The sequence below is a fragment of the Microvirga sp. 2YAF29 genome (assembly GCF_052114605.1).
In the GTDB taxonomy this organism is placed as follows: domain Bacteria; phylum Pseudomonadota; class Alphaproteobacteria; order Rhizobiales; family Beijerinckiaceae; genus Microvirga.
Genome location: NZ_JBFRFB010000001.1, coordinates 258,108 through 278,422, shown reverse-complemented (window position 1 = coordinate 278,422; position 20,315 = coordinate 258,108). Strand labels below are relative to the sequence as shown.

Annotated in this window: 20 protein-coding genes; 14 read left to right on the top strand and 6 right to left on the bottom strand. The window is 59.3% G+C overall.

What is annotated here, in order from left to right; genetic code table 11:
- The first annotated feature begins 248 nt into the window (after window positions 1-248).
- From AB4Y85_RS01280 to AB4Y85_RS01255, 6 genes are all read left to right on the top strand, one after another.
- A complete protein-coding gene (locus AB4Y85_RS01280) occupies window positions 249-1,682 on the top strand; it encodes a hypothetical protein (protein WP_441983032.1) in 1,434 nt (477 codons plus the stop codon).
- Between the two features lie 43 nt (window positions 1,683-1,725).
- Window positions 1,726-2,604, top strand: a complete 879-nt coding sequence (locus tag AB4Y85_RS01275) for a DNA adenine methylase (RefSeq protein WP_441983031.1) — start codon at window positions 1,726-1,728, stop codon at window positions 2,602-2,604.
- Between the two features lie 477 nt (window positions 2,605-3,081).
- Window positions 3,082-3,351: a hypothetical protein gene (locus AB4Y85_RS01270; RefSeq protein WP_441983030.1), complete on the top strand. Its 270-nt coding sequence runs from the start codon at window positions 3,082-3,084 to the stop codon at window positions 3,349-3,351.
- 531 nt (window positions 3,352-3,882) lie between these two features.
- Window positions 3,883-4,842: a lipoyl synthase gene (gene lipA / locus AB4Y85_RS01265; protein ID WP_441983029.1), complete on the top strand. Its 960-nt coding sequence runs from the start codon at window positions 3,883-3,885 to the stop codon at window positions 4,840-4,842.
- A 13-nt stretch (window positions 4,843-4,855) separates the two neighbouring features.
- The gene (locus AB4Y85_RS01260; protein ID WP_441983028.1) at window positions 4,856-5,380 is read left to right on the top strand and encodes a topology modulation protein; all 525 of its coding nucleotides are present in this window, start codon (window positions 4,856-4,858) and stop codon (window positions 5,378-5,380) included.
- 3 nt (window positions 5,381-5,383) lie between these two features.
- Complete coding sequence (locus AB4Y85_RS01255) at window positions 5,384-5,854, top strand: type II toxin-antitoxin system RatA family toxin (protein ID WP_441983027.1); 471 nt, start codon at window positions 5,384-5,386, stop codon at window positions 5,852-5,854.
- A gap of 1 nt (window position 5,855) precedes the next feature.
- Here the strand turns inward: AB4Y85_RS01255 and AB4Y85_RS01250 are convergent, their stop codons facing one another.
- From AB4Y85_RS01250 to AB4Y85_RS01240, 3 genes are read right to left on the bottom strand one after another with little or no spacing between them, the layout of a single operon-like run.
- Window positions 5,856-6,188, bottom strand: coding sequence for a hypothetical protein (locus AB4Y85_RS01250; protein ID WP_441983026.1), 333 nt, complete (start codon window positions 6,186-6,188; stop codon window positions 5,856-5,858).
- Window positions 6,188-6,673, bottom strand: coding sequence for a CinA family protein (locus tag AB4Y85_RS01245; protein ID WP_441983025.1), 486 nt, complete (start codon window positions 6,671-6,673; stop codon window positions 6,188-6,190). The genes AB4Y85_RS01250 and AB4Y85_RS01245 overlap by 1 nt, the downstream gene beginning before the upstream one ends.
- 4 nt (window positions 6,674-6,677) lie before the next feature.
- The gene (locus tag AB4Y85_RS01240) at window positions 6,678-7,859 is read right to left on the bottom strand and encodes a bifunctional 2-C-methyl-D-erythritol 4-phosphate cytidylyltransferase/2-C-methyl-D-erythritol 2,4-cyclodiphosphate synthase (protein WP_441983024.1); all 1,182 of its coding nucleotides are present in this window, start codon (window positions 7,857-7,859) and stop codon (window positions 6,678-6,680) included.
- A gap of 107 nt (window positions 7,860-7,966) precedes the next feature.
- Here AB4Y85_RS01240 and dusB point away from each other — a divergent pair, with 107 nt between their 5' ends.
- The 7 genes from dusB (at window position 7,967) to hflX (ending at window position 17,137) form a co-directional block, all read left to right on the top strand.
- The gene (gene dusB, locus AB4Y85_RS01235; RefSeq protein WP_441983023.1) at window positions 7,967-8,986 is read left to right on the top strand and encodes a tRNA dihydrouridine synthase DusB; all 1,020 of its coding nucleotides are present in this window, start codon (window positions 7,967-7,969) and stop codon (window positions 8,984-8,986) included.
- Window positions 8,983-10,083, top strand: coding sequence for a two-component system sensor histidine kinase NtrB (locus AB4Y85_RS01230; protein WP_441983022.1), 1,101 nt, complete (start codon window positions 8,983-8,985; stop codon window positions 10,081-10,083). The genes dusB and AB4Y85_RS01230 overlap by 4 nt, the downstream gene beginning before the upstream one ends.
- An 11-nt stretch (window positions 10,084-10,094) precedes the next feature.
- Entirely contained in the window at window positions 10,095-11,558 is a 1,464-nt protein-coding gene (gene ntrC, locus AB4Y85_RS01225; protein ID WP_441983021.1) for a nitrogen regulation protein NR(I), read from the top strand.
- A 94-nt stretch (window positions 11,559-11,652) separates the two neighbouring features.
- Window positions 11,653-13,902 carry an ATP-binding protein gene (locus AB4Y85_RS01220; RefSeq protein WP_441983020.1) on the top strand — a complete coding sequence of 750 codons (2,250 nt, stop codon included), beginning with the start codon at window positions 11,653-11,655 and terminating at the stop codon, window positions 13,900-13,902.
- Entirely contained in the window at window positions 13,899-15,269 is a 1,371-nt protein-coding gene (gene ntrX, locus AB4Y85_RS01215) for a nitrogen assimilation response regulator NtrX (RefSeq protein ID WP_441983019.1), read from the top strand. The genes AB4Y85_RS01220 and ntrX overlap by 4 nt, the downstream gene beginning before the upstream one ends.
- A gap of 214 nt (window positions 15,270-15,483) precedes the next feature.
- Entirely contained in the window at window positions 15,484-15,738 is a 255-nt protein-coding gene (hfq, locus tag AB4Y85_RS01210) for an RNA chaperone Hfq (protein ID WP_009491222.1), read from the top strand.
- Window position 15,739: 1 nt separating this feature from the next.
- Window positions 15,740-17,137, top strand: coding sequence for a GTPase HflX (gene hflX, locus AB4Y85_RS01205; protein WP_441983018.1), 1,398 nt, complete (start codon window positions 15,740-15,742; stop codon window positions 17,135-17,137).
- 3 nt (window positions 17,138-17,140) lie between these two features.
- On the opposite strand, the gene mazG is transcribed toward hflX, so the two are convergent.
- Complete coding sequence (gene mazG, locus AB4Y85_RS01200; protein WP_441983017.1) at window positions 17,141-17,968, bottom strand: nucleoside triphosphate pyrophosphohydrolase; 828 nt, start codon at window positions 17,966-17,968, stop codon at window positions 17,141-17,143.
- 105 nt (window positions 17,969-18,073) lie between these two features.
- Here mazG and AB4Y85_RS01195 point away from each other — a divergent pair, with 105 nt between their 5' ends.
- On the top strand, window positions 18,074-18,541 hold the full coding sequence (locus AB4Y85_RS01195) for an OsmC family protein (protein ID WP_441983016.1): 468 nt from the start codon (window positions 18,074-18,076) through the stop codon (window positions 18,539-18,541).
- Window positions 18,542-18,675: 134 nt separating this feature from the next.
- On the opposite strand, the gene AB4Y85_RS01190 is transcribed toward AB4Y85_RS01195, so the two are convergent.
- Window positions 18,676-19,473 carry an MBL fold metallo-hydrolase gene (locus AB4Y85_RS01190; protein WP_441983015.1) on the bottom strand — a complete coding sequence of 266 codons (798 nt, stop codon included), beginning with the start codon at window positions 19,471-19,473 and terminating at the stop codon, window positions 18,676-18,678.
- A complete protein-coding gene (locus AB4Y85_RS01185) occupies window positions 19,470-20,279 on the bottom strand; it encodes a TatD family hydrolase (protein WP_441983014.1) in 810 nt (269 codons plus the stop codon). Before AB4Y85_RS01185 ends, AB4Y85_RS01190 begins: the two co-directional genes overlap by 4 nt.
- Between the last annotated feature and the right edge of the window lie 36 nt (window positions 20,280-20,315).

Genomic DNA, 20,315 nt, shown 5'->3' with positions numbered 1-20,315 from the left:
GGGATAAACGCAGCTCTCGTTAGAGTCTACAGCGATACTCAGCTTTGAGACACTTCCATCTATAAAACGGCATACGAAGCTTGCGACCAAATTTCTATAGATGCTCACTAAATGCTAGCCACTATAGAAGGTGAATTAGAACGCACCGCACACATCTGGTGATTAATACGGTATACCATTTCGCAACTATTGAGCGTGTAAATAACAACCTGTGCGCGCAGTTTTGGCTATAGTGCGGAAAACAAGTCATGAGAATTGATATCGCTTCGCTTTCTCTGGATATAGAGAACTTCAGACACAAGAAGGTTAAAACGGAGAGAGATGCGATCCAGCTTCTGCTTATGGATGAGAAGAAGCATAAAGTCTCCGAATTGGCTCAGGATATCGTGGAACAGGGTGGATTAGATCCATCTTCATTGCTCATCGTCGCTGTGGACCCAGCAACGCCTGGGCAGTTTATTGCATTAGAAGGTAATCGACGCGTCACAGCGCTCAAGGCGCTCATGACTCCGGACTTGGCTAAAGAATCTCCCAGTTATACACTCTTCAGGCGTCTCCATCCTAAGTTCCTAGCCTTGAATATCAGCACTGTAGAGTGCGTGGTTCTAGATCGTATTGCAGCCGCAGAGTGGATCAAGCGCAAGCATTACATAGGTATGGGTGGCAAGGGCGTTATTGGGTGGGACGCTGTCGCGACTGCACGGAGTAATGCAGCCGATGGCCGCTTTACGCGCTGGCTTGCCGCGCTTTCGTTCTTGGATGAGCACGGTGTCGATTCGGATCCTATCTTGAATCGTATTTCATCAAAGACAACCACGATCGAGCGCGTGCTTGTATCCCCTCATATTGTCACGATACTTGGTCTTGTTTTCGGCAAGGACGGAACATTAACGCCTGAGAATGGCGATAAGAGCGCGGCAGTAAAGTTAGTCAATATGCTTCTTGAGGCTATGGCTGACCCCAAATTTACAGAGCCTCAAGTTAGCACAGCCACGCAGCAGCAAGCATTTATCGAACGATTTAGTTGGCATAGCGTCAGAAAGAAGCCTCCGGAGGAGGTGGCCGGACAAATTAGGGGGATTGATAAGTCATCTAATGAAACCGCCACTCGGCCCCCAAAGTCGTTTGATGATTCCGGTGTTAATGCTGGTGGGTCTGCTTCCTCAAGCAGCAGTTCAGAAAGCGGGTTATTTCAATCTCGGTCCAAGCCCGTTCGAGATCGGAAGTATTTAGCTGAGCCTGGATTGAAGATCTCCAATTCAAGTCTTAATCGATTTTACGGCGAGCTTAAAAAACTCTCCGTAGAGAAAAATCCTTTCGTGAGCGCTGCGATAATTAGGATTTTCTTAGAGAAGGCTACAACTGTATTTCTTGAGGAAATGAACGTGCCAACTCTGAATAAGAGTCCCGGCTCGACATGGCACGACTACGGAATAAAACTTAAGTCAAAAGTAGATGCTGTTTTAAAGCAGATCGATCCTGACGGGAAAAAGCCGAAGCTTGCAGCAGCGAGAGATGTTGCAAATGGTAATCAAGATAGATTGCATAGCCTCGATGAGCTTAACCGAGCTATTCACGATCACACGGCAATGCCTGCTCCAAGCGAAATATTAACGATGTGGAGCAGATTTCACCCTTATTTTATCGAATTGTTCGAGGTACTCGAAAGTCAACGCAAATAGTTCTGGTCCCACTATTTTTGAGTGAGACAAAGAGGGGGCAGTTATGACGAATTTTTCTCCGCTCAGGTATCCTGGCGGCAAAGGTAAGCTTGCACCTTATTTGACTGAGATTTTAGAGCTTAACCGCCTTCAAGGAGGGCACTATGCCGAGCCGTTTGCAGGAGGCGCGGCTGTAGCGCTAGATCTTTTGTTCTCTGAGCGCGTCAGGCATATACATATCAATGACATTGATCACTGCGTATATGCTTTCTGGTACTCAGTAGTGCATGAAACTGATGCCTTTGTTGCCAAAATCGACAGTACCCCTATCACTGTAGAAACGTGGCTTCAGGCAAGAGAAATTAAACGGCAACCGGCCTCACACGATCTAATCGAAGTAGGTTTCTCAACATTCTTCCTAAATCGCACAAACCGTTCAGGAATTCTCAATGGCGGGCTAATCGGCGGGCTTAGTCAGAAGGGTGATTGGAAGATCGATTGTAGGTTTAATAAGAGCGAGTTGATCAGCCGGGTAAAGAGGATTGGCTTTTACCGATCTAGAATTTCAGTTTGCAATCTTGATGCCGCTGATTTTCTCTCAGGTTATGTTCATAACATTGATGGTGACTGCCTAATTTATATCGATCCACCTTATTATGTTAAAGGCGCTTACCTTTATCAAAATCATTATAAACATGAAGACCATGTAAAATTGGCTGAGATTATCGCCGAGATAGATCGTCACAAATGGATCGTTTCTTACGATAATGTCGAGCCAATTCACTCTATATATCAGACTTTTGAAAGGGAGCAGTTCGACATAAATTACAGCGCTCGAAACCACGGCAAGGGCACCGAAGTGATGGTGTTTGCGCCGGGCCTTGCCCGACCTTGTGCCATTTTCAGCAGCTTCAAAGAAAGGCAGTTAGCTTCACGAACTTGATCTGTCATCAAGCGCCTAAATTTACGCCTAAATACGTTCTGTCTTTGTTCTTGACAATAATCCCAACCTTAGCTATCTATGGCTTAGCCCGATCCACCGAGGGGCGCGCTCGCGAGGCGTCGTGATTGTGGGGTCGGGCGCGGTCTCGTGCGTGGGCTGACGCAAGCTCATGTGACGGGAGGCCCAGGCGAGAGGCCGGGTTCAGTTCTGGTCGGAAGCCGCCCGTAATAGAGACGGTGTCCGCTTCCGGCAGTTCGTGAGCCAGCCGCGCCTGTCCGCCTAAAAAAGCCGTGCGCGAAGTGCCATCCGGCTCTTCAAACACTACACAGCATCGAGCCGGGCTGCACATCGCGCCACCCTCGACTGCCTTTCAAGCTCCCGGCCTTTTCGGCCCGGAGCCCGCAGGCGCACGCCGTTTTCCTATCTCATAGTCCGACCAAGCCATTTCAATCCATCGATGATTGCCGAAGGTGTCCCATGTCCAAGAGCCGTCTTGCGACCATTCTTTCCCGACAACCCGACTGCGACGACACGCTGCGGCGCCTCGCCGATGTGCTGCAGGTGGCGCCCGGATGCCGCAAGCGCGCCTGCCGCACCGAGGGCAGGTGCCAGGGCGGATTCGGGCCGCCATGCTTCTTCGAGCGGCGGGAATTCTTCTCCGATGCGCTGCGTGACAACATGCAAGAGTACCGGATACGGTGCGCTGCCCAACGTGAGACCGTGCGGTCGATGCTGCGGCAAGGGTAGGGGCCGGATGCACCTGTCATGGGCATGCCTATGGTTCGTGCCATGAGGAATGTCATTCTGAGAGGGCAGGCTCATAAAGCTCCGCCCTTGTTCCCTCACCCTTGCGGGGAGGGGTTAGGGGTGGGGGTGGTGCGACCGGGTGAAGGCTCTGACCAAACCACTCCTACGTCATCACCGGCCTTGTGCCGGTGATCCCGATTGTTAAGAGCGCAGCGCTTTTCGGATCGGGATGGCCGGCACAAGGCCGGCCATGACATGGTAGGACTGGTGTGCTCATTGGATGAGGCGCGTGCGCCCCGACTTTGCGACCCCCACCCTCAATCCCTCCCCGCAAGGGGGAGGGAACACGCGCCACATCCTGCCGGCGCCCCCGGTTGGTCGAGGCATGGCGCTTCTCGAATTGTCATAGCCACGGACCGGCCGAATCCACCGCAACCCGGCTCTGCGACTTCAGCATTTGCGAAGATGCGTCAAAAGTCTTAAATCAGGCCAACACCGGGAGGCTTGGCCTCCGATCCAAGGGTTTGCTTCATGGCTGTCGTTCTCGACCTTCTGAACAAGGATAACCGCCCCCGCCATCCGGAAAAGGCGCACCGGCCGGACCAGCCTGTTCAGCAGCGCAAACCGGACTGGATCCGTGTGAAGGCGCCGGGCTCGCCCAAATGGGCCGAGACCAACCGAATCGTGCGCGAAAACAAGCTCGTGACCGTCTGCGAGGAGGCGGGCTGCCCCAATATCGGTGAGTGCTGGGAGAAAAAGCACGCCACCTTCATGATCATGGGCGACACCTGCACCCGCGCCTGCGCCTTCTGCAACGTGAAGACGGGCATGCCCCAGGCCCTCGATCAGAGCGAGCCCGAGAGCGTGGCGAAAGCAGTCGAGAAGCTTGGCCTTGAGCACGTGGTCATCACCTCCGTGGACCGCGACGACCTGGCCGACGGCGGCGCACAGCATTTCGCGGATGTGATCCATGCCATTCGCGCCCGCTCGCCGAAGACCACCATCGAGATCCTGACGCCCGACTTCCTTCGCAAGCCCGGCGCGCTCGAAGTGGTGGTCGCGGCCAAGCCCGACGTATTCAACCACAATCTGGAGACGGTGCCGGGCCGATATCTCAAGGTTCGCCCCGGCGCGCGCTATTTCCACTCCATCCGCCTGCTCCAGCAGGTGAAGGAGCTCGACCCGACCATCTTCACCAAGTCCGGCATCATGGTCGGTCTGGGCGAGGAGCGGAACGAGGTCCTTCAGCTCATGGACGACCTGCGCTCGGCGGATGTGGACTTCATGACCATCGGCCAGTACCTCCAGCCTACCAAGAAGCACCATCCGGTGATCCGCTTCGTCACGCCGGACGAGTTCAAGGCCTTTGAAACCACCGCCTATGCCAAGGGGTTTCTTCTGGTCTCCTCGACCCCGCTGACGCGTTCCTCGCATCACGCTGGCGAGGACTTCACCAAGCTCAAGTCAGCCCGTCTCGCCAAGCTCGCCTAGTTTCGGATGGAGCATGCAGCGAATTCTGGTCATCGGCAGCCCGGGCGCGGGCAAGAGCACCTTGGCGCGGCGACTTAGCGAACGGCTCGGGCTCCCCCTGATCCATCTCGACCGGGAATATTTCGGGCCGGGCTGGACCATGCCGTCACGGCCCGAATGGCGTGAGCGCGTGAAGGACCTCGCGGCGCGACCGGTTTGGATCATGGACGGCAATTACTCCAGCACCTTCGACATCCGCGTACCGCGCGCCACGGCTATCGTGTGGCTCGATCTGCCGCGCTGGCGCTGCATCGCCGGCGTGCTCTGGCGGGTCATGACAAATTACGGGCGGCCACGTTCCGATCTTGGCGTGGCCGGGCCTGAGAAATTCGACTGGTCTTTCATGCGCTGGATCTGGAGCTATCCGAAGACCATGCGCCCCAAGACGGCACGTATGCTCGAACACCTCCGGCCGGATCAGAGGCTTTTCGTGCTGCGTTCCCGTTCCGACATTCCGGCCATCGAGGCCGAGCTGACACATCTCAAAGAGGCCGCCTGACCCATGCCGACTTTCCGCATGACGCGTTCCGTGAAGCACAAGCCGGCCGAGATGTTTTCTCTCGTCGCCGATGTGGAGAGCTATCCGGAATTCCTGCCTCTGTGTGAAGACCTGCGTGTCATCCGCCGCGTGCAGAGCGGGGAGGGCGTCGAGACGCTCGTGGCCAACATGCGCGTGGGCTACAAGGCGATCAATGAGAGTTTCACCACCCGCGTGACCCTCGACGAGCCACGCCTTCGCATCCAGGTCGAATACGTGGATGGCCCGTTCAAGTATCTGGAAAACCGCTGGACATTCCACCCCACGCCCACCGGCTGCGATGTGGAGTTCTACATCAACTACGAATTTAAAAGCTTCGCGCTCGGCCTGCTCATGGGCACGGTTTTCGACAAGGCCTTCCGCAAATTCACCGAATCCTTCGAGAAAAGGGCGGATCAGGTTTTCGGTCCGAAAGGTTCGATAGCGGCTGGGTAGGTCACCAAAACCGCAGCAACAAGCCTCCAGCGACAATCACGACAGAAAGCCGGATCAGGCCTGATTTCGGACCGGGCGCGAAAAACGGTTGGATGGAAGCAGCGAACAAGAGGGCGATACCGACAGCTGAGGAACGAAGGTAGGCCTCTTTCGAGTCATAGTTGTCCGTCAGTCCCTCCGCACCCCAAGGATAACAATCGGGTTGGATGGGACGATCGCTGCAAGCCGATGCGCCTATCGCTTGAATGAAGTCATAGACCAAGCCGAAAAGGACGAACGCCAACAGGCTCTGCAGAATGATTTCGAGCCAGGAAAGCCGCAGGCGGAAGTGCATTACAGCACGGACTCGAAAAGCGCGATTGCATCCTCTACGGCACACCAGCGCACCATCACGCGGCCCAAATCGCCATAGCGCCGTTCGAGATGCTGCGTGGGCCTACCTTTCCGGGCCATACCGAAATGCACAAGCCCGACAGGTTTCGCCTCGCTTCCGCCGCCGGGACCGGCAATGCCGGTGATGGCAACAGCAACATCGGCGTGCGAGTGAGCCAACGCACCTTCCGCCATGGCGCGGGCCACCGGTTCGCTGACGGCGCCATGCGTGGCGATGAGATCGGCGGGGACGCCGATCAGCTCAATCTTCGCCTCATTGGAGTAAGTGACGAAGCCTCTTTCGACGACGGCGGAGGAGCCGGAGATTTCCGTCAGCAGGGCGGCGACGAGGCCGCCGGTGCAGGACTCCGCCGTTGCGATCTTCAGGCCGTTTCGCTCATAGGCCTTGAGGAGGGCATCCGCACGGTGCTTCAATTCTGGCTTCATCGTCTTACTCCGGCAGACGGATCGTAGCGGCGGCCTGCGCCGCGATGCCTTCACTGCGGCCTGTGAACCCCAGTTTCTCGGTCGTCGTGGCCTTCAGCGAAACCTGGTCGAGACGCAAGCCGCAGATCTCGGCGATCCGCTGCCGCATGGCTTCGCGATGCGGACCTAGACGAGGCTTCTCGCAGAGCAGGGTCGTATCGAGATGATCGAGCAACCCACCTCGATCACGCACAAGGCTCACCGCATGGGCGAGGAAGCGGTCCGAGGACGCGCCGCGCCATTGCGGATCGCTGGGCGGGAAGTGGGTTCCAATATCCCCATCGGCCAGCGTGCCGAGAATGGCATCAGTCAGGGCATGCAGGATCACGTCCCCATCGGAGTGAGCGATCACACCACGGTCATGGGCAACCTTGATCCCGCCGAGCCAGATATGATCGCCCTCGCCGAAGGCATGCACATCGAAGCCGGTTCCAACGCGGGTTACATAGGTCATGCGGGAGCCTTTCAGGCGCTGCTCCTCCTCCGCGAAATCGGAGGGGTGAGTGAGTTTGATGTTGGAAACTTCTCCGCCAAAGACATGTACGGGAAGCCCGGCCCACTCAGCCAAGGCGCCGTCATCCGTGAAGGCGTGGAGCCCAGCGGCGGCAGCCTTGCGATGGGCCTCGCTCAGTGCGGTAAATCGAAAGGCCTGCGGAGTCTGGATGGCCCGAAGGCCGGATCTGTCTGGTGTGGAAGTCACCATGCCCCGTTTATCCAAAACCTTGATCGTATCCGTGACGGGGATGCCGGGGACGGCGGCTCCCCACGTCTTTGCTGAATCGATGGCCCGGTCGATCAAGTCTGCTTTGACGAATGGGCGGGCGGCGTCATGGATGAGGACGAGATCCGGAGCGAGGTCCGAGAGGGCTTCCAGCCCGCTCCTGACAGAATCCTGCCGTGTTTCTCCACCATAGGCGGCGGGGAGCAGGGGGACGTTCACACCGGCTGAACCGACGGCCTTGTCGTAAAGGGCAATGTCGTCCGGGTGGATGACCACGATGACATGATCGATCCTTGGGTGGTCGAGAAAGCATTTGAGGGTCTGTTCCAGAATGGTCCGGCCATTCAGGAGACGATATTGCTTCGGCATGCCTTCGCCTGCTCGCGATCCACGTCCTGCGGCAACGATAAGGGCAACGACTGACATAAGCGGGCCTCTGTGACAGGTGCTGTCCTAAGCGCGACTTGCCGAATAGGCAAATCTCCTGACCGGGGGCTTGCGCAGGCCTGAGATTTGTCTATTAATTAGGCACAATGAATCTTGATCAAAAAATAGGCGGGCGAGAGTTCTGCATCGGCCCTGTCCGAGTCGAAAACCCAGCTGTGCTCGCACCTCTGTCCGGCGTGACGGACGTTGCTCTTCGGCGCATTGCCAAGAGCTGGGGGGCTGGTCTCGTCGTGTCCGAGATGGTGGCATCCGACGAACTCGTGCAGGGTTCGGAGGAGGCTCAGTTACGGGCGGAGGGCACAGGCATCGAACCCCATGTGGTGCAACTCGCCGGTTGCGAGCCGCATTGGATGGTCGAAGCCGCGCGGCTGGCTGAAGGGGCAGGGGCCCGGATTATCGACATCAATATGGGCTGCCCCGCAAAGCGGGTGATTGGCGGTTATTCTGGCTCCGCTCTCATGCGGGACCTCGATCATGCCTGCCGCCTGATCGAAGCCACAGTGGCTGCCGCCAGCGTCCCCGTGACCGTGAAGATGCGGCTCGGATGGGATCATGGCACCATCAATGCGCCCGAGCTTGCCCGACGCGCCGAGGCACTGGGCGTCAAGGCCGTAACGGTGCATGGCCGGACCCGGCAGCAATTCTACAAGGGCATGGCGGACTGGAACGCGATTGCGTCCGTCGTTCAGGCCGTGAGCATCCCCGTCATCGCCAACGGCGATATCGGCTCGCTCGACGATGCGCGAGCCTGCCTCGCTGCATCGGGCGCGGCGGCGGTGATGATCGGGCGCTCCGCTGTCGGGCGTCCGTGGATCGTGGGACAGATCGGCGCCGCTCTTCAGGGGCGCAGCCTGCCCGATCCGACCGCCGAGGAGCTGACCGAGATCGCCGTGGAGCACTACGAGGGCCTTCTCAGTCTCTATGGTCCGCAAGTGGGTATCCGCCATGCGCGCAAGCATCTCGTCGGCTATGCCGAGACGGCGATTTCGATGGGGTTTCGTGTGTCGCAATCGGTCCGAACCGATCTGGTGACGTCCAGTGACGCGCGCGCCGTCATGAACCTGTTGCGATCCCTTCATACCGAGCGCGCACGGGAGGCCGCATGACGATCGCCATGAACGACCTCATCGTGAATGCACTTCCCCTGCCGGTCCTCACCATCGGTGGGGATCACAAGATCGTTCATGGAAATTCCGCAGCCGAAGCGTTTTTCGAGATGAGCCTGCGCATGATGCAGCGCCAGAAGCTCAGCGACTTCCTGCCCTTCGATTCCCCTGTGATGGCACTTATTGACGACGTTCGCCAGCGAGGCTCCAGCGTCAGCGAGCACAGGGTCGATATCGGCAGCCCGCGCATGGGGGCTGAGCGCATCGTCGACGTGTTCGCGACCCCGCTGGGAGACGATGGCGAGAACGTTCTCATCATGCTCCAGGAGCGCACAATCGCTGACAAGATGAACCGACAGCTCACCCATCGCGGGGCCGCGCGGTCCATCACCGCGCTCGGTGCCCTTCTGGCGCACGAAATTAAAAATCCGCTCTCCGGTATTCGAGGCGCCGCTCAATTGCTCGAGCAATCCGCCAACGAGGACGACCGCCTCCTGACCCGATTGATCTGCGACGAGACCGACCGCATCGTAAAGCTCGTCGAGCGAATGGAGTTGTTCGGCGAGGAGCGCCCTGTCGAGCGTGGGCCGGTCAACATCCATGGCGTGCTCGATCATGTGAAACGTCTCGCTCAATCCGGCTTCGCGCGGCATATCCGCTTCGTCGAAAATTACGATCCTTCGCTCCCGCCGGTTCTCGGCAATCGGGACCAGTTGATCCAGGTCATCCTCAATCTCGTGAAGAACGCCGCAGAGGCTGTCGGTATCGATTCGACGGATGGGGAGATCACGCTATCGACGGCGTTCCGCACAGGTGTACGCCTTCAGATTCCGGGGGCACAGGAACGGGTGAGCCTACCGATAGAGCTCAGCGTGAGCGACAACGGTCCGGGCATCCCGCCCGAACTCATGAGCGATCTATTCGATCCCTTCGTGACAACGAAGGTCCAAGGCAGCGGCCTTGGACTTGCGCTCGTGGCGAAGATCGTCGGCGATCATGGCGGGATCATCGAATGTGAGCCGGCGCCGCGCCGTACGACTTTCCGAATTCTTCTGCCGATGCATCGCGCCAATGACGGTCGCGAAGCGGATATTTGAGGCTAATCGATATGCCCAGCGGACAAATTCTTCTTGCCGATGACGATGCCGCCATTCGGACAGTGCTGAATCAGGCGCTCTCCAGGGCCGGGTACGAGGTGCGGTCCACGAGCAACGCCGCAACTTTGTGGCGCTGGGTGGCTCAAGGTGAGGGCGACGTCATCATCACGGACGTGATGATGCCCGATGAGAACGCGTTCGACCTGCTGCCGCGCATCAAGAAGCTGCGCCCCGAGCTTCCCATCATCGTCATGAGCGCCCAGAACACGTTCATGACCGCCATCAAGGCTTCCGAACGCGGAGCCTACGAGTATCTTCCGAAGCCCTTCGATCTGAAGGAATTGGTGGCCGTCGTGGGCCGAGCGCTTTCGCGGCCTCGCCATGCGGTATCAAGTGTGCCGAATGCGGAGAATGAGGATATTCCCCTCGTCGGCCGTTCCCATGCCATGCAGGAAATCTACCGCGCCCTTGCGCGGCTGATGCCAACGGACCTGACCGTGATGATCACAGGCGAGTCCGGGACCGGCAAGGAGCTGGTGGCGAAGGCGCTGCATGATTACGGCAAGCGTCGCCAAGGCCCCTTCGTGGCCGTCAACATGGCGGCGATCCCGCGGGAGCTGATCGAGTCAGAGTTGTTCGGCCACGAGAAGGGCGCCTTCACAGGGGCAACCGCGCGCAATACAGGACGCTTCGAACAGGCCGAGGGCGGCACCCTCTTCCTCGATGAAATCGGCGACATGCCGATGGAGGCGCAGACGCGCTTGCTTCGAGTGCTTCAGCAGGGCGAATACACCACCGTCGGCGGGCGCGTGCCGATAAAGACCAATGTCCGCATCGTCGCTGCGACAAACAAGGATCTCCGGGTTCTGATCCAACAGGGCCTGTTCCGCGAGGATCTATATTTCCGGCTCAACGTGGTGCCCCTGCGCCTTCCGCCCCTGCGCGAGCGTGTGGAGGACATTCCCGATCTCGCTCGCCACTTCTTCACCCTGGTCGAAAAGGAAGGACTGGCCCGCAAGCAGCTCGACGTGGAGGCCATGGACCGGATGAAGCGCTACCGCTGGCCCGGCAATGTCCGCGAGCTGGAAAACCTGGTGCGGCGTTTGGCGGCCCTGTACCCGCAGGACACGATCACCGGCGCCATCATCGAGGCGGAGCTGGATTCCCAGCCACTTCTGCCGCCTCAGCCGGCCGGCAAGCCAAGCACTCAGGGCCAGCAGAACGCGGAGGGACTCTCCGATGCTGTCGAGCGGCATCTGGCCGAATATTTTTCCGGCTTTAGAGATACGTTGCCGCCTCCGGGGCTCTATCATCGAATCTTACGTGAGATCGAAGGGCCGCTGATTGGAGCTGCCCTTGCGGCAACTCGCGGCAACCAGATCCGTGCGGCGGAGCTGCTGGGCGTGAATCGCAACACCTTACGCAAGAAGGTTCGGGACCTGGAACTCATGGTGGTGCGTACAAACCGCGTTTGAGCCGTGGCTGTAATAATTTGACCACAGTGTTGTGTTGGTGCATCACCCTCTAAAGGGTGCCGCGCGAGGCATCCTAGTTGCGGGGCCTCACGTCTTGAACGACCAGAGCATACAAGAGCAGCATCAGACAGCCGAGCCGAGCCATAGAGGCTTCGGCTGGCTGGGCTATGTGGCCGTTCTGACGGCACTGGGTTCCGCCCTGACGACTTTCCTCGTCCTGGCCGGTGCCACGCCGATCCTGCCCACGCATGATGTGGTCGTCTGGCTTTTCATCCTGAACGGTATCCTGATCGCGCTCCTGCTCGGCATCGTCGCCTGGCAGGCGCGCAAGCTCGTACGCGAGCATAAGGCAGGAGCGGCCGCGGCAGGACTTCACGTCCGCATCGTTGGCCTTTTCAGCCTTGTTGCCGTCCTACCCGCGGTTCTCGTGGCCGGAGTCGCCACGGTCACCCTGGAGCGGGGCCTCGATCCCTGGTTCACTAGCACCATCAGGGAATTGATGTTCAACACCGTGGAGATCGCGCGGTCCTACCGGGAGACGCAATGCCGGACGATTGCCCGCGAGACGCAGCTCATGGCGGCCGATCTCAACCGGGCCAAGGTTCTCTTCGATGCGGACCGCAAGCTGTTCCAGGAGTTTATGAATTCCCGCGCGGTTTTCTTAGGGTTCCCGCTCGCCATGATCGTGGAGCCGGACGGCACGGTCGTGGAGCGCATCGAGGGCAAGAAGGTGCCGGGCATTCCGGAACCGACCCCGGCCGATCTGGCGGACGCAAGCAACCAAGAAGCTCTATGCCTCTTTCAGAGCACCGGCAATATCTTTCGCTCGGTTCTGAAACTGGACGCACATAACGGGCGCATCCTGTACCTCGCTCGCGAGGTCGATCCCCGGGCGGTCGAGTTCCCCGCCGTAGCTGAGCGCGGCGTCGAGATCTATGAGGGACTGAATCAGAAAAAGGCCGGCATTCAGGTCGCCTTCGCTTCGATGTTCACCCTGATCGCCCTCATTGTCCTGCTTTCAGCGATCTGGTTCGGCCTGAATTTCGCCAACCGTCTCGTGGCCCCCATCCGCCGCCTCATCCACGCGACCGATCAGGTGGCGACCGGCAACTTCTATGTCCAGGTTCCGGTGAAACGCGGGGAGGGCGATCTCGGCCATCTCGGAGAAACCTTCAACAAGATGACCGCCGAACTGCGCACGCAGCATGATGGCCTTACCGCCGCGAGCGAAGTCATCGACCGCAGAAGACGCTTCACGGAAGCGGTTCTTGCAGGCGTGTCCGCAGGCGTGATCGGCATCAATGCGCGTGGCCTGATCACCATTGCCAACCCCTCCACCGAGGCGCTTCTCGGCACGCCGCGGGAAGAGTTGATCGGCCGTCCCATCACGAGCGTCTTGCCCGAGGTGACGCAACTGGTTCAAGAAATGAGCCAGGCTCGCCAGCGCCTCATGCAGTCGCAGATCCAGATTTCCCGCAAGGGCAAGGAGCGCACGATCAACGTGCGTGTCACGAGCGAGCAGGCCCGCAGCGAGCGGCGCGACCTCGTCATCACCCTGGATGATATTACTGATCTCGTCCTGGCTCAGCGCACCTCCGCCTGGGCGGATGTGGCACGCCGCATCGCGCATGAGATCAAGAATCCGCTGACCCCGATCCAGCTTTCCGCCGAGCGCATTCGCCGCAAATATGGAAAGGTCATCACCACGGATCGCGAGGTATTCGACCAATGCACAGACACCATCGTGCGGCAGGTCGATGACATCAAGCGCATGGTGGACGAATTCTCCTCCTTCGCTCGCATGCCGAAGCCGGCCATCAGCCAGGAGGATTTGGCGGAGACCGTCCGTCAGGTCGTTTTCATGATGCGGATCGCGCATCCGGAGGTCGAGTTCGTGGATCGGTTCCCCGAAGGCCCGGTGGTTGCTCCCTTCGACCGCAGGCTGATTTCTCAGGCGGCGACAAACATTGTAAAAAACGCCACCGAGGCCATTGCCGCCGTTCCAGAGGAGGAGCGAGGGCAGGCACGGATCGTCGTGACGCTGGACGATACGCATCCCGATTATTTGATCCTGGCCGTCACCGATAACGGCAAGGGCTTCCCGGTCGAGGGCCGTCAACGCCTTCTGGAACCCTATATGACGACGCGAGAGGGTGGTACCGGACTGGGCCTGCCGATCGTCGCCAAGATTCTCGAAGACCATGGGGGAGGCATGGACCTCGTCGATAATCCCGCAGGGCGGGGTGGACAGGTCCGCATGTGGATCCCGAAACGGAAACAAGTTGAATCCGAAATGGCGGCCGCCGTTTCGGAGAGCAACGAATCTCGCAAGGCAAGCCTATGAGCGCTGATATTCTCGTTGTCGATGACGAAGTCGACATCCGCGAGCTGGTCGCCGGAATCCTGGAGGATGAAGGCCATCGGACCCGCACTGCGGGCACATCCGACGATGCCATCGCTGCCATTGAGGCGCGTCGTCCGCATCTCGTGTTTCTCGACATCTGGCTTCAGGGCAGCCGCCTCGATGGCCTGCAGGTGCTCGAGATCATCAAGGCACAGCATCCGGATCTGCCGGTGGTGATGATTTCGGGTCACGGCAATATCGAGACGGCGGTTTCTGCCATCAAATCGGGGGCTTACGACTTCATCGAGAAGCCGTTCAAAGCCGATCGCCTCGTGCTCGTGGCCGAGCGTGCGCTCGAAGCCTCACGTCTCAAGCGCGAGGTCCGCGACTTACGCTCCCGTTCGGTGCAGGCGAGCCGCATCGCCGGCAAATCCATTGTCGTCAATCAGCTCAGGCAGTCTGTGGAGCGCGCAGCGCCCACCAATGCGCGCATTCTCATCACGGGCGCTCCCGGTTCCGGCAAGGAGCTGACGGCCCGGACGGTGCATAGCATGTCAGCGCGTGCGAACGGCCCCTTCGTCGTGCTCACGGCGGCGACGATCACGCCCGAAACCATGGAGGCCGAGCTCTTCGGCACCGAGGGCGGGGAGGGTGGAGGACGCCGCGTGGGCGCGCTCGAGGAGGCGCACGGCGGCACGCTCTATATCGACGAGATCGCCGATATGCCACGCGAGACGCAGAACCGGATTCTGCGCGTCCTGGTCGATCAGAACTTCCAGCGCATCGGCGGCACGACCCGCGTCCATGTGGACGTGCGCATCATCTCGTCATCGAGCCGCGACCTGCCCGCTGAGATCGCCGCCGGCAACTTCCGGGAGGACCTGTTCCACCGGCTCGGCGTCATTCCGATCCGCGTGCCGTCGTTGGCCGAGCGCCGTGAGGACGTGCCGGAGTTGATCGAGTTCTTCATGGACCAGATCTCTTCGACCACAGGCCTTCCCAAACGGCGCATCGCCGAGGATGCCATGGCGGTGCTGCAATCCCATGATTGGCCGGGCAACGTGCGCCAACTACGCAACAACGTCGAGCGCCTGATGATTCTGACCTCCGGCGACCTCGATTCTGAAGTGACGGCCGAAATGCTTCCCTCAGAGATCGGAGCGCTCGTGCCGACGACGCCAGGCGGAGCGGGCGGCGAAAAGCTCATGAGCATGCCCCTGCGCGAGGCCCGCGAGATTTTCGAGCGGGAATACCTTTTGGCGCAAATTGCCCGGTTCAGCGGCAATATCTCCCGCACGGCGGAGTTCATCGGCATGGAGCGCTCGGCTCTTCATCGGAAACTGAAGTCACTGGGTATCGGCGGCTAGATCGCTCTGTGATCCGGGATGGAGTGTGTCATAGAACACTCCATCCACGGGAAAATATCCTACAGAGGGGGTAGAACTGCGAAGCCCCCCTTGCCGAACGGTCAACTTCGCCCTGTAATATGAAGGCCGGCCAACGACCGCACGATAGCGGATTATCATATACAGGCGGCCCAATAGCCAAGACCGGCGGCGATGGGCTGGCGAGGCAACTTCAATGGCGGGCGATCGCGCGCAGAATCTCCAGGACACCTTTCTCAATTATGTCCGGAAACAAAAGATTCCGCTGACCATATTCCTTGTAAACGGCGTCAAGCTCCAGGGCGTCGTGACATGGTTCGACAATTTCTGCGTTCTGCTGCGCAGGGATGGTCATTCTCAGCTGGTTTACAAACACGCCATATCCACCATCATGCCGGGACAGCCCGTTCAGTTGTTCGACCAGATCGACGAGGCTGGCGAAAAGGCTTGAGGTGACGGAACCGCGCACTCCGGGGGAGCAACGTCTCGCAGAACTGGCCGAACCTGAGAAAGAGGTTGCGGCCGGAACGAAAACGCTTGTTGTCGGCCCTTATCTGACGCGCAAACGGCGATTTGCCTCCAGTGACGTGGAGCGCGAAGACACGAACCCGCGTCCGCCCGAAGCTCGCCTCGACGAGGCTTCGGGCCTTGCTCTCGCTATCGACCTCACAGTCGTCCAATCCATGATCGCGCCTTTGGCGTCACCTCGGCCCGCGACCTATATCGGCAGCGGCAAGGTCGATGAGCTTGCAGGCTTGATCAAGGCGGAAGGTATCGGCCTTGTCGTCATGGATTGCGCGCTGAGTCCGGTGCAGCAGCGAAACCTGGAGAAGGCTTGGGGCGCGAAGGTCATCGACCGAACCGGCCTCATCCTAGAAATCTTCGGGCGGCGAGCCCGCACGAAGGAAGGTACGCTTCAGGTCGAACTCGCCCATCTGTCCTACCAGAAGGGCCGGCTCGTCCGCTCCTGGACCCATCTGGAGCGCCAGCGCGGCGGCTTCGGCTTCCTCGGCGGTCCGGGTGAGACGCAGATCGAGGCCGACCGGCGCATGATCCAGGAGCGCATGAACCGGATCGAGCGCGATCTGGAAGGCGTGGTGAAAACCCGGTCTCTGCATCGCACGAGCCGGAGGAGGGTGCCTTACCCTATCGTGGCGCTGGTAGGGTACACGAACGCCGGCAAATCGACCCTCTTCAACCGTATGACGCAGGCCGAGGTCCTGGCTGAGAACATGCTGTTCGCCACCCTCGACCCGACGACCCGCGCCATCGACCTGCCCCATGGTGAAAAGGCTATCCTGTCGGATACCGTGGGCTTCATTTCGGACCTGCCGACCATGCTCGTTGCGGCCTTCCGGGCGACGCTCGAAGATGTGGTCGAAGCCGATGTTCTTCTGCATGTTCGCGACGTGTCCCATGGCGAGACCGAGGCACAGGCAGGCGACGTGGCCGTCGTTTTGCGGGAGCTTGGCATCGATCCCGACGACACGCGGCGGATTATCGAGGTGTGGAACAAAGCCGATCTTCTGACGCTGGAGGACCGCGAACGTCTGGCAGCGACATCTGAGCGGACTGGCGAGGAGAGGCGGCCCATTCTCATTTCGGCCATCACAGGCGAGGGCGTGCCCGAACTGCTCGCCACCATCGAGCAGCATTTGGCTCTGGGGCGGCGCACCTACGAAGTGGATGTGGCGCCTGAGGACGGGCAGGGGCTCGCCTGGCTTCATGAGAACACAGAGATTTTGGCGAGGACACCGAGGGAGGATGGACACACCCTCCTCCAGATTCGCGTGATTGCCGGTAAGGAACCGCGTTTCCTCAACCGTTTCCCGCAGGCTCGCGTCCTGTAAGCCTCAGCGCTCGGCTGTTTTCGCCTGAACCCAGAGCTCTTCCATTTCATCGAGCGACGCTTCGTTCAAATCTCGGCCCTGACGCATAAGGGCCTGCTCGACCGAGCCGAAACGCCGTTCGAACTTGGCGTTCGTGCGGCGCAGCGCGCTTTCGGGGTCGATGCCGTAATGACGGGCAAGATTGGTGACAGAGAATAGGAGATCGCCGATTTCATCCTCGATCCGATCTCTCTCGCCGCTTGAAGAGGCCTCTTTAACCTCCTCCAATTCCTCATGAATTTTATCGATGGCCTGTGTAGCATCCGGCCAGTCGAAGCCGACCTTCGCAGCCTTCGCCGTCAACTTCTGGGCGCGGGTCAACGCGGGCAGGGCCGTTGGAATGCCGCCAAGAAAACCCGTCTCCTGGCTCTCCACGGGGAGGCCCTGCTTCTCGCGCTCCAGCCGCCGTTCGGCTTTCTCCTCGGTCTTGATAGTATCCCAAAGCGCCTTGACCTGCTCTGGAGACAACTCCTTTGCATTGCCAAACACATGAGGATGTCGCCGGATCAGCTTCCTCGTGATGGCCTCCACCACATTCGGAAAGGCAAAAGCACCTTGCTCCTCGGCCATCCGGGCATGGAAAACCACTTGAAGGAGAAGATCGCCGAGTTCGTCCCGCAGATCAGTCAGATCGCCGCGCTCAATGGTATCCACGACCTCATAGGCTTCCTCAAGGGTGTATGGTGCAATCGACGCGAAATCCTGCTCCAGGTCCCAGGGACAGCCGGTCTCGGGCGTCCGCAGCGCCGCCATGATCTCGATGAGCCGAGCGATGTCAGAGGAAGGCTTCATTTTCCGGCATTTCGTTGTTTCCGATGGCGCTTCTTAGCCCAAATCCGGTGGGAATCAGAGAGAAAGATGGTCAAAAGACATCAGGTATGCGGAGGCTGAAATAGCATGAAAGCACGGGTCAAACTGGTCGACGGCATGATGTTCGTGGGCGAATCCGGCAGCGGGCACGCCGTGGTGATGGACGGAGCCCCGGAATATGGCGGCAGAAATCTTGGCATCCGGCCCATGGAAATGCTCCTGATAGGCCTGGGAGGCTGTACGGCCTTCGACGTGGTCCAGATTCTCAGGAAGGGCCGTGAGCAGGTTTTGGACTGCGAGGTCGAAGTTACGGCCGAGCGCGCCGAGATGGACCCGAAGGTCTTCACGGCTATCCATATCGATTACCGGGTCACAGGACACAACCTGACGCCAGCCAAGGTCGAACGCGCCATCGAACTCTCCAAGGAAAAATATTGCTCGGCCTCGATCATGCTCGGAGCTGTGGCGAAGATCACGCATAGCTGGACAGCTGTTGAAGCATCAGAAGCCATTGACGATGGATCGGCGAGCCGTTCGGGAAGGGCGCAATCATAAGGGGAGACGGCATTAGGCCGTCATCTCCCTACATATCAAATTCGCATAAGATATATTATGGAACCAATCCATGTAGAGGGAATGGGCATTCCTAAGGCTTAGGAGCCTCTTAGGATTCAGGGTTGATGCATCCTCTACCCGACTTCGATTTGCATCCCGTCAAAGGCTGGCTCGACATACGGAGGCAGCTCGCGCTTCAGCTTCTCGTAATCGAGATCCGTATGCAGGTTTGTCAGGATGGCCCGCCGGGCTTTCACCTGCTCGATAAATGCCAGGGCCTCGGAAACGGAGAAATGCGTCGGATGCGGCGTATAGCGCAAGGCATCGAGGATCAGGACTTCCAAATCCTCGAAATAGCGCAGGCTCTCCGCCGGCATCGTGCTGACATCCGGCGCATAGGCGATATTGCCGAACCGGAACCCAAGCGCGTCGATATCTCCATGGACCATGCGGAACGGCACCGCATCGATCGAGCCGCCCGGCCCAAAGATCACGGTCGGCATTCCGAGCTCGAGATGGTGCATGGTTAATATAGGCGGATAGCTGCTTCCGGCCGGCGTTTGAAAGCAATAGCCGAAGCGCATCTGCAGCAGTTCGCTGGTTACACGGTCCGCATAGACCGGAATGCGATGATGCATGACAAGGGCAAGAGGCCGAAGGTCGTCGATGCCGTGGATGTGGTCTGCATGCTCATGGGTATAGAGAACCGCGTCGAGCCGCTTCACGTTCGCACCGAGAAGCTGGTCCCGCAGATCGGGAGTGGTATCGACCAGGACGCTTGTCGTCTTGTTTTCCGTGGCCTTTTCCACGAGGACGGAACAGCGTCTGCGCCTATTCTTGGGGTTCAGGGGATCGCATGCTCCCCACCCTACCCCAACCCGTGGGACGCCGGCAGAAGAGCCGCAGCCGAGAATGGTGAGACGAAGGCTCATGAAGCAATCGCCTTTGCCTGTGAGGCGTCGGCCAGCGCGGCTTTCGAGAACAGCCGGTAGAAATTCGCGGTCGTAATCTCGGCGATTTTCTCATCGCTTACGCCGACGACTTCGGCAAGCACATGGGCCGTATGCGCCACGTAGGCCGGCTCATTGGTCTTTCCACGGTGGGGAACCGGCGCGAGGTAAGGCGCATCCGTCTCCACGAGCAGCCGATCCTGCGGGACGTCGGCGGCGATCCGACGGATCTCCTCAGAATTCCGGAAGGTCAGGATACCCGAGAAAGAGACGTAGAGGCCGAGTTCGACACCAACCCGCGCCAGCTCGGCACCTGAAGAGAAGCAATGGAGAACAGCGCTAAACCGGCCTTTACTCATCTCCTCCGAGAGGATCGAGATCATGTCCTCATCCGCATTGCGGGCGTGGATCACCAACGGCAATCCTGTCTCGCGTGAGGCCGCTATATGAGTGCGAAAAACCTGCCGCTGAATGTCCCGTGGACTTTTATCGTAATGGTAGTCGAGACCAGCCTCGCCGATGGCGATGCAACGCGGATGTTGCGACAGCTCAATGAGTGTCTGCGATGGCACATCGGGTTCAACGTCAGCATTGTGCGGATGAGTGCCAATGGTGAAAAAGACGCTCTCGTTAGCCTCCGCAAGGGCCTTATAGGCCTCGAAGCGCGCCACATGGGTCGAGATCGTCACCATTCGCCCGACGCCGGCCCTTGACGCGGCGGCGAGAACGTCCGGCAGGCGGCTCTGGAAGTCGGGAAAGTCCAGATGGCAGTGACTGTCGACCAGCATCGGTGAAAGCGCCCTCCTCTGCGGCGGCTGTTGCTC

Excerpts from the sequence above, each read along its gene's own strand:
- AB4Y85_RS01280 (WP_441983032.1), top strand. The coding sequence starts at position 249 with ATGAGAATTGATATCGCTTCGCTTTCTCTGGATATAGAGAACTTCAGA.
- AB4Y85_RS01275 (WP_441983031.1), top strand. The coding sequence starts at position 1,726 with ATGACGAATTTTTCTCCGCTCAGGTATCCTGGCGGCAAAGGTAAGCTT.
- AB4Y85_RS01270 (WP_441983030.1), top strand. The coding sequence starts at position 3,082 with ATGTCCAAGAGCCGTCTTGCGACCATTCTTTCCCGACAACCCGACTGC.
- lipA (WP_441983029.1), top strand. The coding sequence starts at position 3,883 with ATGGCTGTCGTTCTCGACCTTCTGAACAAGGATAACCGCCCCCGCCAT.
- AB4Y85_RS01260 (WP_441983028.1), top strand. The coding sequence starts at position 4,856 with ATGCAGCGAATTCTGGTCATCGGCAGCCCGGGCGCGGGCAAGAGCACC.
- AB4Y85_RS01255 (WP_441983027.1), top strand. The coding sequence starts at position 5,384 with ATGCCGACTTTCCGCATGACGCGTTCCGTGAAGCACAAGCCGGCCGAG.
- AB4Y85_RS01250 (WP_441983026.1), bottom strand. The coding sequence starts at position 6,188 with ATGCACTTCCGCCTGCGGCTTTCCTGGCTCGAAATCATTCTGCAGAGC.
- AB4Y85_RS01245 (WP_441983025.1), bottom strand. The coding sequence starts at position 6,673 with ATGAAGCCAGAATTGAAGCACCGTGCGGATGCCCTCCTCAAGGCCTAT.
- AB4Y85_RS01240 (WP_441983024.1), bottom strand. The coding sequence starts at position 7,859 with ATGTCAGTCGTTGCCCTTATCGTTGCCGCAGGACGTGGATCGCGAGCA.
- dusB (WP_441983023.1), top strand. The coding sequence starts at position 7,967 with ATGAATCTTGATCAAAAAATAGGCGGGCGAGAGTTCTGCATCGGCCCT.
- AB4Y85_RS01230 (WP_441983022.1), top strand. The coding sequence starts at position 8,983 with ATGACGATCGCCATGAACGACCTCATCGTGAATGCACTTCCCCTGCCG.
- ntrC (WP_441983021.1), top strand. The coding sequence starts at position 10,095 with ATGCCCAGCGGACAAATTCTTCTTGCCGATGACGATGCCGCCATTCGG.
- ntrX (WP_441983019.1), top strand. The coding sequence starts at position 13,899 with ATGAGCGCTGATATTCTCGTTGTCGATGACGAAGTCGACATCCGCGAG.
- hfq (WP_009491222.1), top strand. The coding sequence starts at position 15,484 with ATGGCGGGCGATCGCGCGCAGAATCTCCAGGACACCTTTCTCAATTAT.
- mazG (WP_441983017.1), bottom strand. The coding sequence starts at position 17,968 with ATGAAGCCTTCCTCTGACATCGCTCGGCTCATCGAGATCATGGCGGCG.
- AB4Y85_RS01195 (WP_441983016.1), top strand. The coding sequence starts at position 18,074 with ATGAAAGCACGGGTCAAACTGGTCGACGGCATGATGTTCGTGGGCGAA.
- AB4Y85_RS01190 (WP_441983015.1), bottom strand. The coding sequence starts at position 19,473 with ATGAGCCTTCGTCTCACCATTCTCGGCTGCGGCTCTTCTGCCGGCGTC.
- AB4Y85_RS01185 (WP_441983014.1), bottom strand. The coding sequence starts at position 20,279 with ATGCTGGTCGACAGTCACTGCCATCTGGACTTTCCCGACTTCCAGAGC.